At 73.1% G+C, this 11,953-nt stretch carries 8 protein-coding genes and 1 pseudogene; 5 read left to right on the plus strand and 4 right to left on the minus strand.

The genetic code is table 11. The features are described 5' to 3' along the window. Positions 1-724 precede the first annotated feature (724 nt). Positions 725-910, plus strand: a pseudogene (locus ACIRC0_RS16895) (EamA family transporter); the annotation flags it as partial. Between the two features lie 7 nt (positions 911-917). Here the strand turns inward: ACIRC0_RS16895 and ACIRC0_RS16900 are convergent. From ACIRC0_RS16900 to ACIRC0_RS16910, 3 genes are all read right to left on the minus strand, one after another. Then, positions 918-1,328, minus strand: a complete 411-nt coding sequence (locus tag ACIRC0_RS16900) for a hypothetical protein (RefSeq protein WP_403616894.1) — start codon at positions 1,326-1,328, stop codon at positions 918-920. Positions 1,329-1,626: 298 nt separating this feature from the next. Continuing rightward, positions 1,627-2,535, minus strand: a complete 909-nt coding sequence (locus tag ACIRC0_RS16905; protein ID WP_403616896.1) for a zf-HC2 domain-containing protein — start codon at positions 2,533-2,535, stop codon at positions 1,627-1,629. Further along, positions 2,525-3,112, minus strand: coding sequence for an RNA polymerase sigma factor (locus tag ACIRC0_RS16910; protein WP_403616898.1), 588 nt, complete (start codon positions 3,110-3,112; stop codon positions 2,525-2,527). Before ACIRC0_RS16910 ends, ACIRC0_RS16905 begins: the two co-directional genes overlap by 11 nt. 409 nt (positions 3,113-3,521) lie before the next feature. Here ACIRC0_RS16910 and ACIRC0_RS16915 point away from each other — a divergent pair, with 409 nt between their 5' ends. Beyond that, positions 3,522-5,669, plus strand: a complete 2,148-nt coding sequence (locus tag ACIRC0_RS16915; protein WP_403617350.1) for a SpoIIE family protein phosphatase — start codon at positions 3,522-3,524, stop codon at positions 5,667-5,669. Positions 5,670-5,748: 79 nt separating this feature from the next. Here the strand turns inward: ACIRC0_RS16915 and ACIRC0_RS16920 are convergent, their stop codons facing one another. Beyond that, the gene (locus tag ACIRC0_RS16920; RefSeq protein WP_403616901.1) at positions 5,749-6,696 is read right to left on the minus strand and encodes an MIP/aquaporin family protein; all 948 of its coding nucleotides are present in this window, start codon (positions 6,694-6,696) and stop codon (positions 5,749-5,751) included. Between the two features lie 255 nt (positions 6,697-6,951). On the opposite strand from ACIRC0_RS16920, the gene ACIRC0_RS16925 reads away from it, so the two are divergent. The 3 genes from ACIRC0_RS16925 to ACIRC0_RS16935 all read left to right on the plus strand — a co-directional run bounded on the left by ACIRC0_RS16925 (position 6,952) and on the right by ACIRC0_RS16935 (position 11,899). Then, on the plus strand, positions 6,952-8,922 hold the full coding sequence (locus ACIRC0_RS16925) for an NAD-binding protein (protein WP_403617351.1): 1,971 nt from the start codon (positions 6,952-6,954) through the stop codon (positions 8,920-8,922). Positions 8,923-9,052: 130 nt separating this feature from the next. Then, a complete protein-coding gene (locus ACIRC0_RS16930) occupies positions 9,053-10,903 on the plus strand; it encodes a prolyl oligopeptidase family serine peptidase (RefSeq protein ID WP_403616904.1) in 1,851 nt (616 codons plus the stop codon). A gap of 48 nt (positions 10,904-10,951) precedes the next feature. Next, complete coding sequence (locus ACIRC0_RS16935) at positions 10,952-11,899, plus strand: SURF1 family protein (RefSeq protein WP_403616906.1); 948 nt, start codon at positions 10,952-10,954, stop codon at positions 11,897-11,899. Positions 11,900-11,953: the final 54 nt, after the last annotated feature.

Consider the following 11,953-nt stretch of genomic DNA (forward strand, 5'->3'; position numbering starts at 1 on the left):
AAGAAGGCTCTGCGGGTCAAGAGCGCCCTTTCAGAGACGCTCGACCAGAGCAGTGAGCCATATGCAATCAGCCACGTGCAATGAGGCTGGACGAAATGAGCGAGGTCAGGACAGCGCGCACGTACAACCAGCGGCACATTCCGCGGGAGTACACCCCTGGCGGGCGGCGGGTGAGCATCTACGTCTCGTGGAGCTATCCGGCGGAGGCCGGTCGCAAAGCGGCCGAACTGGAGCGTCGCGAAGATCATGGGGCGGTGGCGCAGCGGCGCTCCCCTGGCGCTGGCCCCGGACCACGACGATCCCGCGCTCGGCGCCGACCCGCACCGCCGTAACACCTTCCTGTACGAGAGCGACGACCCGGCGGGGTTCACGACACCCGGCGGCTGCCACATCCGCCGCGCCAACCCACGTGACGCGGCCGTGGCGAGAGAGGTGCGGTTGCACCGCATGATCCGGCGCGGCGCCGTCTACGGCCCGCCGCTGCCCGAGGGAGTGCTGGAGGACGACGGAGCCGACCGCGGTCTGATCTTCGCGTTCATCGGCGCGCATCTGGGGCGGCAGTTCGAGTTCGTCCAGTCGCAGTGGATGAACGACGGCGTCTTCTTCGGTGCGAACGACGCCCAGGACCCCGTGACCGGATCCCGTGACGGCTCCGCCAGCTTAACCATTCCGCGACGGCCGCTGCGCCGGCTCCTCGGTCGTCGTCGGGGCGGGTGCGAGCTTCGGCCTCATCCTCTATCTGTGGGCGGCCCGTCGGCAGATGATGGCCATCGCCGTCGTCCTGGCCTCCCTGTATCCGGCGATTCCCACGGTCCTCGGGCTTGCGGTCCTGCACGAGCGGGCCACCCGGACGCAGGTGATCGGCCTGGTGGGCTCGGCCGTTGCCATCGTTCTGCTCACCCTGGGGTGAGGCGGATTCACGCCCGGCGCAGCGCCACGAGCACGACCAGGAGCACGGTGGCGCCGGCGCTCGTGCCGTGCGCCACCACGGCCGCGAGGGGGAAGTGCCGTTCCGCGGTGGTGCCGCCCTGGGAGTGCCGTCCGGAGCTGGGCAGCCAGCGCAGCAGCATCATGAAGCCGAAGGCGGCCACGACCAGGACGACCGCGCACGCCGTCCAGGCCGCGGCCCCGGTCCCGCCCACGAGGTACACGGTCCAGGCCGCGAGCCCTGCCACGGCGAGTGCCACATGGCCCACGATCAGCCACAGCGGCAGTCGCGTCACGCCGGGCGTGCGTTGCCGCAGCCCGCCGTGACGGATCCACACGGTGGCGAGGTAACCGCCCAAACCGGCGGTCAGCAGCCACGCGCACAGCACGAAGACCCGCATACGCTTCCCCCTCTTCTTCCCCTCTTCGCCGGTCCGGGCACGGCCTGCGTGCCTCAGGACACCCCACCGAAGGGGGGCAGTCCGGACATCCATCCACTTGTTCACTCTTTGGGGTGAATCAGGGCTTGCACACGACCGGGCGGGACGCACGACGGGGCAGGGGGCGCAGGACGCACGACCGGGCAGGAAGCGTGCAGGACGCACGGCCGGACAGGGCGCGCAGGGCATACGACCGCGCAGCGCACACGACCGAACAGGGCACACGACCGGCCAGGGCGCCCGCCCATGAGACGCTCGCCTACGCCAGACCGGACGCGCTGAACTGAGCCGTGGCCAGGACCGTCCCGTCGGGCGCCGTCAGCCGGGCGCCCGCCACTGTCGAGGCGTCGACGGGGGCCGGGCCCGCCCAGTAGCCGTAGCCCTTGTGCAGGGCCAACTCGCCGACGCGGACCGTGCTGCCGTCGTGCCGCACCAGCAGGCAGGAGACCTTGCCGTCGTACGGCGTCCCGGCGTCGGCCAGATCGACGGACATGTAGAGCCAGCCCGTGGGCCCGGGATGGGCGTAGATCTCGCCCGCCGACTTCCCGAAAGCCCGGGCCGAGACCAGTGCGGCCCTCAGCATGCCCGTGGGTGCCCCGGCGGGGTTGGAGGGTCCGGCCGCGAGCTCCTCGATCGCCGTGCCGACCGCCCAGCCGCCGAACCCGAAGGCGAGGGCGAGCGCGGCCACGGCGGAGGCGACCCGCAGCCGCACCCGGCGGCCGCGCCGGTCCTGCGGCGGGACGCCGGCCTCACGGGCGCGCGAACGCCCTTCGTGCGCCGGCGCCCTCCGCGCCCGCGCCCCGTTCGTCTGCACACCCTCGACCTGCGCGCCCTCGACCGGCACACCCTCGACCTGCACACCCCGGGCCTGCACGTCCGCTGCCTGCACGTCCTCTGCCTGTACATCCTCGGCCTGCGCGCCCTGCCCCTGCACGCCGCGTGTCAGCGCCTGCGCCACCCGGGTCTCGAACCCGACCGGCGGCTCACCGCACGGCAGCAGCCCGATCAGCCGGTCGCCGACGAGGGTGAGCTGCGCGACGTACTCCCGGCAGTCCGCGCACTGGTCCAGATGGGCGACCGCCCCGGCGCGTTCCCGGCCGGGAAGCACGCCGAGGGCCAGCTCGGGGCCGATCTCCCGCAGCTGCTCGCAGGTGACGTCACTGGGCATGGTCGCTCCCCTGGGGAGGGGCGAGGGTGGTGCGCAACTTGCCCATCGCCGTCCTGATGCGTGTCTTGGCGGTGCCCAGCGGGATGTGCTCCCAGTCGGCGATCTGCTGGGCGGTCATTCCGTAGATGCCCGCCATCACCAGGGCACGGCCCTGCTCGCGCGGGAGCTGCGCCACCGCGGCCCGCAGCCGCGAGGACGCCTCGTCGGCCAGGGCGTACTGCTCGGGGGTCTCGCTGACGACGCCCAGGATCGCCTCGAGGTCGTCGGGTGCCAGCGGCTCCGGCCGCCGTGACCGGACGGCGTCGATGGCGAGGTTGTGGGCGATGGTGGTGAGCCAGGTCGTCACGGAACCCCGGCGCGAGTCGTAGATCTGCGCATGGCGCCACGCCCGTTCGAACGTCTGCTGGGCGATGTCCTCGGCGAGCTGCGGGTCCCCGGTGACGGCGACGGCGACACCGAAGACCTTGTGCTGGAACCTCCGTACGAAGGTGACGGCGAGCTCCGGATCGCCGGTGGCCAGACCGGACAGCAGAGCCTCGTCCGGGAGGCGGCCCACGGGGAACCGGAACCTCTGCATACCGGTATATACGGCCCGCTCGCGCCGAGGGATTGCCCGGCCGCGCCAGGGGACCGCCCGCCCGCCCCGGAAGGTCATGACCGTGTCCGTGTCAGCAACGGAAGCCGGAGGGCGGTGCCGACGGCTCGGTTGGAGTTCATGGCGACTCCGGCTGGGCTTTTGTACGGCATCCCCGGATCACCACCCGCAGGTGACACCTGCCTCAGATGGGAATCCAGTCCCACAATTCCATACTATCGCCCAACACTTTGGGTGAAATCGGCGGTGCGCGGCCGGCATGGTCTTCGCCTTCAGACCGCCGGGCACCGGCCGCGCCGGGAGGAGTCGCGAGGACGGTCCGGCAGCCTGCCCGAGCAGCCACGCTTCCGGTGTCAGCGGCTCTCGAAGGGCGTATTGTCCCGATATGGCCATGGGTGGCGGCGATGAGCCGAAGGGCACGGCTCCGGCGCTGGGCGATGCACCCGACGGACTGGACGATGCCCTCGACACGGTCCTGGCCACGACGGTGCGCCGCACCGGGGCCTCCATCGGCGGGATCTACCTGATCGAGGAGGCGGAGCCGGTGCTGCGGCTGGTGGCCGTGTGCGGCATGCCTCTGGAGTTCACCGTCCCATGGCGGCGGCTGCCGCTCACCGCTCCCGTCCCGGTCGCCGACGCGATCCGCGAGGAACGGCTGGTGTGGGTCGGGGACCAGAGCGACATGGCCCGCCGGTACCCGCGTGTCGCCGCGGTCCTGCCGTACAGGTTCCCGCTCGCCGCGCACGCCGTGACCGGGACGCGCCGCTGCTGGGGCGGACTGGTGCTGATGTGGCCCGCCGACCACGCCCGGAGGCCCACCTCCCGCGAACGCCACCACATCACCTCCAGCGCCCGCCGACTGGCCCGTTTCCTGGACCACGCGTCACGCCCGCCCACCCTGCCCGACCAGCCGCGCCTCGTCCCCCTCGACGCCCCGCACCACCCCGCCTACGCCGGCCTCGTCGCCGTCGACTACGCCGAACGCCTCCCCGAGGGCGCCCTGGCCCTCGACCTCGAGGGCAGGATCACCTTCGTCACCAAGAACGCCGCCCGCCTGCTGGGCCGCGACGGCGGCCGGCTGCTGGGGACCCGGCCCTGGCAGTCGCTGCCGTGGATGGACGACCCCGTGATCGAGGACCACTACCGCACGGCCGTGGTCAGCCGCGCTCCCCTGTCCTTCACCGCCCTGCGTCCACCGGACCAGTGGCTGACCTTCGAGCTCCACCCGGACACCAGCGGCATCAGCGTCCGCATCACCCCTGCCGGGGAGCAGCCCACGCCGAGTACACGTCCCCGGCCGGTCATGGTGACCCCGACCGGCCGTCTGTACCAGCTCGTCCACCTGGCCGCCGCACTCACGGAGACGGTCAGCGTGCGCGACCTGTTCGACCTGATTGCGGACCAGATCCTGCCCGCCTTCCGCGCCCAGGGCCTGGTGCTGTCGGCCGCCGAAGCCGGCCGTCTGAAGATCCTCGGCTCGTACGGCTACCCGCCCGAGATCGTCGACCGCCTGGACGGGCTCACGCTGGACACCGACGCCACCCCCGCCGGGCAGGTCCTCGCCACCGGCACCCCCGCCTTCTTCGCCACCCCCACCGAACTGGCCCGCTGCTACCCCGAGGCGCCCCTGCTGAGCGGCAAACAGGCCTGGGCCTTCCTGCCCCTGCTGATCACGGGACGGCCGGTGGGCTGCTGCGTCCTGTCCTACGTCCGGCCCCACACCTTCTCCGCCGACGAGCGGGCCGTCATGACCTCACTGGCCGGGCTGATCGCGCAGGCCCTGGACCGCGCCCGCCTGTACGACGCCCAGCACGGGCTCGCGCACGACCTCCAGCAGGCGCTCCTGCCGCGCGAGCTGCCCACCGTGGCCGGACTCGACGTGGCCGCCCGCTACCTGCCCGCGAGCCGCGGCGTCGAGGTCGGCGGCGACTTCTACGACCTGCTGCGCCTCAGCGCCACCACCGCGGCCGCCGTCATCGGCGACGTCGAGGGCCACAGCATCGCCGCGGCCGCCCTCATGGGCCAGGTGCGGACCGCCATCCACGCCCACGCCACCGCCGGCGCACCCCCGGACCAGGTCCTGGCCTGCACCAACCGGCTCCTCATCGACCTGAACTCCGGCCTGCTCGTCTCCTGCCTCTACGCACAGCTCGACCTGGCCGGCCGGGAGATCGCCCTCGCCAGCGCCGGCCATGTTCCGCCGCTGATGTGCCACGGCTCCCACGAGGTCGGCCTGCTGGAGGTGGAGCCCGGGCCGCTGCTCGGTGTCGACGTCGACTTCCGGTACCCCGTCACCCGGGTGCCGCTCCCCGCGGACGCCCTGCTGGCCTTCTACACCGACGGCCTCGTCGAAGTCCCCGGCAGCGACACCAGCCGGGCCACCGACGACCTGGCGCGGTATCTGGCCGGCGTCCGCGATCATGCGCTGGAGGACCTGATCGACGGCCTGGTCCGCCACGTCTGGCCCACCGGCCGGCACACCGACGACATCGCCGTCCTGCTGCTGCGCGCGCCCGGAGGGCATCCGGTCTCCGGTTGACCCCCTCCGGCTGAAATGCGGGCGTCCGGTTCGGGTGGGCCGCCGGTTCAGGTGGGCCGCCGGTTCAGGTGCGCCGCCGTCATTCCTCGTCCGGGGTCTCCGCCGGACGGGCCCGGCCGGGTTCCGACGGCTCGCCGCGCTGTGCCCGGATGTGCAGGACGTCGCCGATGAACAGGTCGTAGACCAGGACCCCGACCACACCGCCGACGAGTGGGCCGACGATCGGGATCCACCAGTAGTCGCTGAAGGAGCCGGGGAGTGTGCCGGGCAGCGCGAGGCCCTGCCAGCCCGCCACCCAGGTGAACAGGCGGGGGCCGAAGTCACGGGCGGGGTTGATGGCGTACCCGGCGTTCGCGCCGTACGACATGCCGATGGCGGCGACCGCGAGGCCGATCACGAAGGGCCCGAGATTGGCCCGTACCCCCGTGTTGCGCAGGTCGATGACCGCGACGACGAACATGACCAGGAAGGCCGTGCCGACGATCTGGTCCACGAGCGGACCCCAGGTGCCACCGTGGAAGAACGGCGCGGGGAACGTACCGAAGATCGAGAAGCTGGCAAGCGTGTGCCCGTTCGTCTTCGGCCCCGTCATGGCGTGATCGAAGGTGTTGATCGCGTCGTGGTAGACGGCGTACACCAGCGCTGCCCCACCGAACCCGCCGGCCAGCTGCGCGAACCAGTACGGGAGGACCTTGGTCCAGGGGAACCGGCGGCGCACCGCGAACGCCAGCGTGACCGCCGGATTGATGTGGGCGCCGCTGACGCCGCCCGCGACATAGATGCCGAACGTCACGGCGAGGGCCCAGCCCCAGGTGATCAGGAGCCAGTCGCCGGCGCTGATGAAGAAGGTGGTGGGTCCCGCGGTACGGCCGGATCCCGGCAGCGCGGCGACCGCCGTCGCGACCGAACCGCATCCGAACGCGATGAGGACGAACGTCCCGAGGAACTCGGCGAGGCATTCGCCCAGCAGGCCCCCTCGGCGCCTGAGGCGGGAGGGCGTGAGCAAAGGCGCGTTTTCCACAGCCATGATGGCCCCCTCAGGGACTGTTCCGGCCGGTGACGGGCTCGTTCCCCGGCCGCGGTCGAGGACGCCGGTCGAGCTCACCACGAGTATGACTCAACGACAGCAGCCCCGCTCTTCACCGCCGTCGCCGTCACCCGTGCGGGCGAGGCCCGATGTCCCACGGGCCTCTGTGGAACCAGCACCCCCGATACGGCAGTCTTTCTGCTCGTGGGGGCAGGGGTTCCGCAGCAGAACGGGTCGGGTGACGGCGTCCCGCACATGGTGGTGTGCGGGGACGACGGGCTCGCGCACCGGCTGGCCGCCGAGTTGCGCGGGGTGTACGGCGAGCAAGTGACGCTCGTCGTCCCGCCCGCCGTCCGGGTCGCCCGGCAGCCGGTGGTGGGCCGTGCCCGCGCCTCGACGCTGCTCGACCGGGTCTCCGCCGCGGTCACGCGCGCGGCGGGGAACGGAAACGGCAATGGCCATGGCAACGGGAACGGGAACGGGAACGGCAGCAGTACGGACGGGCGCGCCACCGGATCCCGCGGCGGCGGCCGCAGCGCCGAACCCGCCGGTTCGGTACGCGTGATGGAGGCCCCCGAGGCGTCCGAGGCCGTGCTCGCGGAGGCCGGCGTGGACCGGGCGGCGGCGCTGGCGCTCGTCTATGACGACGACGAGACCAACATCCGCGCCGCGCTCACCGCCCGCCGCCTCAACCCGCGGCTGCGGCTCGTCCTGCGCCTGTACAACCGGCGCCTCGGGCAGCACATAGAGGCACTCCTCGACCAGGCGGCGGCCCTCGCGTCCGGCGGGACCGGCGACGCCGAGGCGTTCGACGCGTCCACGACCGTGCTGTCCGACGCCGACACCGCCGCGCCCGCCCTGGCCGCGACCGCCGTCGCCGGCACCACCAAGGTGGTGCAGACCGACGGGCTGATGCTGCGGGCCGTCGAGCGCCCGCCGCCACGGCCGGGTCAGGTCGCCGACCCCGGGCTGTGCACACTGGCGTTGCTGTCCGCGACGACCAACGACCCTGCCGGGGCCGACGGTTTCAGCGGCGAGCAGGGTCCCGAGCTCCTGCCGGACGAAAGCGCTGTGGCGGAGGCCACCGGACGCGGCACCATCGTCCTGGAGACCGTCTCCTACACCGGTCCGGCGCTGCCCGCCGGGCGCAGTGTCGTACCGCTCGGCTCGCTGTTCTCGCGGCGGCTGCGCTGGTCGGTCGCCGGGCTGGTGGGCTGTGTCGTCGGGCTCGCGATCGCGTCGATGGCGGTCACCGGCGAACCTCCGCTGCGCGCCACCTACTTGACGCTGCTGGACCTGTTCGCCATCGACAACCCGGCCATCGGAGAGCCCGTCGGGCGGCAGATCCTGCAACTGCTGTCCTCGTTGGTCGGGTTGCTGCTCCTGCCCGTGCTGCTGGCGGCCGTGCTCGAGGCCCTCGGCACCTTCCGCAGCGGGACCGCGCTGCGCAGACCGCCGCGCGGGCTGTCCGGACACGTGGTGCTGCTGGGCGTCGGCAAGATCGGCACCCGGGTCATGACCCGGCTGCGGGAGCTGAAGATCCCGGTGGTGTGCGTGGAGGGCGACCCGGAGGCGCGCGGCCTGGCGACGGCCCGGCGGCTGCGGGTGCCGGTCGTGCTCGGGGACGTCACACAGGAAGGCGTGCTGGAAGCCGCCAAGATCCACCGGGCGCACGCGCTGCTCGCCCTGACCAGCTCCGACACGACGAACCTCGAGGCCGTCCTGTACGCCCGCTCGGTACGGCCCGACCTGCGGGTCGTCCTGCGCCTGTACGACGACGACTTCGCGACCGCCGTCTACCGCACCCTGCGCGCCGCGCACCCGCACGCGCAGACGCGCAGCCGCAGCGTGTCCCACCTGGCCGCGCCCGCGTTCGCCGGGGCCATGCTGGGCCGGCAGATCCTGGGGGCGATCCCGGTGGAGCGGCGGGTGCTGCTGTTCGCCGCCGTGGACGTCGCCGGGCATCCGCAGCTGGAGGGGAAGACGGTCGCCCAGGCGTTCCGCGCCGGGGCGTGGCGGGTGCTCGCCCTGGACACCGCGGCGCCGGGGGAACGCGGGCAGACACCGGACCCGCAGACGCGCACACCCGACCGCGCCTCGGGCCTGGTCTGGGACCTGCCGCCCACCTACGTCCTGCGCACGCAGGACCGGGTGGTCCTGGCGGCGACGCGGCGCGGCCTCGCGGACCTGCTGGGGCGCAGGCGCCCGGAGCCGGCCGGGGCCTGATCCCGCCCGCGGGCGTGCCGAGGGGCGGAGCCGGGTTGTCCACAGGCTGGGGACCTCGTCTGCGGGCGAGTTGTCCACAGGCTGCGGACCTCGCCCGCGGGAAGTCGGTCCGGCCAGGCACTATGGGGCCATGACTGAGAGCAACGGGTCCACCTCGCCCGAGCGCGGCGGGGACATGCCGGACTGGGAGAAGCGCTTCCGGGCGCCGCGGGTGTCACTGCCGGACTGGGCGGAGGACGCGCCGCACCGCTCGCTGTTCGTCTCCAACGCGACGGGGACGTACGAGCTGTACGCCTGGGACCGCGTCACGGGCGAGCAGCGCCAGGTCACGGACCGGGCGACCGGCACGACGGAGGGCGTGCTCTCGCCGGACGGCGAGTGGATCTGGTGGTTCGACGACACGGACGGCGACGAGTTCGGGATCTGGAGACGCCAGCGGTTCGTGCCCGGTGCCTTGGGTGCGGGTGCCGGGCCCGACGAGCCGGCGGCTCCCGGACTCGAGCCGTCGTACCCGGCGGGGCTCGCCATCGGGCGGGACGGGCGGACGGCGGTCGTGGGCCGCTCGACCGACCAGGACGGTTCCACGATCCATCTCGTGCGGGCCGGCCGGGATCCGGTGGAGATCTACCGGCACCGCGAGTCGGCCGGGGTGGGCGACCTCTCCCACGACGGCTCGCTGATCGCGATCGAGCACACCGAGCACGGTGACGCGATGCACTCGGCGCTGCGTGTGCTGCGGCCGGACGGTTCGACGGTGGCGGAGCTGGACGACACCAAGGGCGGCACGGTCGAGCTGGGCCTGGAGGTCCTGGGCTTCGCGCCGGTCGCCGGGGACACCCGGTTGCTCATCGGGCACCAGCGGCGCGGCCGGTGGGAGCCGCTGGTGTGGGACGTCGCCTCCGGCGAGGAGACGGACCTGCAGCTGGACCTGCCGGGTGACGTGGCCGCGGAATGGTATCCGGACGGCTCCGCGCTGCTGATCGTGCACGGTTTCGAGGCCCGCAGCGAGCTGTTCCGCTACGACCTGGCCACCCGCGAGCTGGTGCGGGTGCCGACACCGCCGGGCACGGTGTCCGGAGCGACGGCACGGCCCGACGGGACCGTGGAGTACCTGTGGTCGTCCGCGGCCGAGCCCCCGGTCGTCCGGTCCACCTCGGGCAGGGTGGTGCTGGATCCTCCCGGGATCAAGGCGCCGGGGTCGGTGCCGGTGGAGGACGTGTGGGTGGACGGGCCGGGCGGCCGCATCCACGCGCTGGTGCAGAGGCCGGCGGGGGCTTCAGGACCGCTGCCGACGGTGTTCGACATCCACGGCGGCCCGACCTGGCACGACAGCGACTCGTTCGCCGCGGGCCCGGCGGCCTGGGTGGACCACGGGTACGCGGTGGTACGGGTCAACTACCGCGGTTCGACGGGGTACGGGCGCGAGTGGACGGACGCGCTCAAGCACCGGGTCGGGCTGATCGAGCTCGAGGACATCGCGGCGGTCCGGGAGTGGGCGGTGTCGTCCGGGCTCGCGGACCCGGAGCGGCTGGTGCTGACGGGCGGCTCGTGGGGCGGCTACCTGACGCTGCTCGGGCTCGGCACCCAGCCCGAGCTGTGGACGATCGGGATCGCGGCGGTGCCGGTCGCGGACTACGTCACGGCGTACCACGACGAGATGGAGGCCCTGAAGGCGATGGACCGGACGCTGCTCGGGGGCACGCCCGAGGAGGTGCCGGAGCGGTTCGAGGCGTCCTCGCCCCTCACCTACGTCGACGCGGTGAAGGCACCGGTGTACATCTCGGCGGGGGTGAACGACCCGCGCTGCCCGATCCGCCAGGTCGAGAACTATGTGAACCGGCTCGCCGCGCGAGATGCGGTGCACGAGGTCTACCGGTACGACGCGGGGCACGGCTCGCTGGTGGTCGACGAGCGGATCAAGCAGGTCCGGCTGGAGCTGGACTTCGCGGCGCGGCATCTGGGGGGTGGTGCCGTGGGCTAACGGGCCCCAGGGGCGGGCCCGCGGCGGTGGCACCGTACCGTTGAGGGCGTGTACCGGTTTCTGCTGACGCCCCGCTGGTGGGGGATCAACGTCTTCGTGCTGCTGGCCATCCCCTTCTGCGTCTTCATGGGGTCGTGGCAGCTGGGCCGGTTCGAGGCGCGGGTGCACGAGCAGCGGGCGGCGAGCGAGCAGGTCACCGCGGACCGCAAGGAGGCGGCCCGGCCGCTGGCCGAGCTGCTGCCGGTGGACAAGAGGACGTCCGGGAAGCAGGCCACGGTCCGCGGGCGGTACGGCAAGCAGTTGCTGGTGCCGGATCGGGAGCTGGACGGCAAGCGCGGGTTCTACGTGCTGACCATGCTGCGGACCGACGGCGGCAAGGCGCTGCCGGTGGTGCGGGGCTGGCTGCCGGGTGACGCCGACCCCGCGAAGGCACCGGCGCCGCCGGCCGGCGAGGTCACCGTCACGGGCGCCCTGCAGGCGCCGGAGAGCCCGGGGTCGAACGGGGTGGGCGCGGCGGGCGGACTGCCGGCCGGGCAGACCGCGGACATCAGCACGGCGACCCTGGTGAACCTGGTGCCCTACGACCTGTACGAGGCGTGGATCACCCTCACCAAGGGCGACAGCGGGATGAAGGCGGTACCGGCGACGGCGCCCCAGGGGAGCGGACTCGACCTGAAGGCGTTCCAGAACCTGGGTTACACCGGCGAGTGGTTCGTCTTCGCGGGCTTCACGGTCTTCATGTGGTTCCGCCTGCTGCGCCGCGAGGTGGAGTACGCCCGCGACGCACAGCTGGGCCTCGTACCGGAAGGGCCGGACACCGGCACGACCGGCGAGCCCGCGCCCTCACCGGCGGCCGGCGAGGAGTCGGCCGCCCGCGAGTCGGCCGCAGGTGACTCGGCCGCAGGCGAGGAAGCCGTCGGAAGGTCGGCCGCAGGCGAGGAAGCCGCCCGCGAGTCGGCCGCAGGCGAAAGCCCGACAGGGGCCGCCAAGGCCTGAGGCGGGGGCCGGGCGGCCCCTGAGGCAGGTCGGGCCGGCGCGCGGCTGCTGCCG

The sequence above is a fragment of the Streptomyces sp. NPDC093984 genome (assembly GCF_044764595.1).
Lineage (GTDB): Bacteria > Actinomycetota > Actinomycetes > Streptomycetales > Streptomycetaceae > Streptomyces > Streptomyces cynarae.

Bases quoted from the DNA above. Each gene is read 5' to 3' on its own strand.
- ACIRC0_RS16905 (WP_403616896.1), bottom strand. From the start codon at position 2,535: ATGCCCAGTGACGTCACCTGCGAGCAGCTGCGGGAGATCGGCCCCGAG.
- ACIRC0_RS16915 (WP_403617350.1), top strand. From the start codon at position 3,522: ATGGGTGGCGGCGATGAGCCGAAGGGCACGGCTCCGGCGCTGGGCGAT.
- ACIRC0_RS16930 (WP_403616904.1), top strand. From the start codon at position 9,053: ATGACTGAGAGCAACGGGTCCACCTCGCCCGAGCGCGGCGGGGACATG.
- ACIRC0_RS16920 (WP_403616901.1), bottom strand. From the start codon at position 6,696: ATGGCTGTGGAAAACGCGCCTTTGCTCACGCCCTCCCGCCTCAGGCGC.
- ACIRC0_RS16900 (WP_403616894.1), bottom strand. From the start codon at position 1,328: ATGCGGGTCTTCGTGCTGTGCGCGTGGCTGCTGACCGCCGGTTTGGGC.
- ACIRC0_RS16925 (WP_403617351.1), top strand. From the start codon at position 6,952: ATGGTGGTGTGCGGGGACGACGGGCTCGCGCACCGGCTGGCCGCCGAG.
- ACIRC0_RS16910 (WP_403616898.1), bottom strand. From the start codon at position 3,112: ATGCAGAGGTTCCGGTTCCCCGTGGGCCGCCTCCCGGACGAGGCTCTG.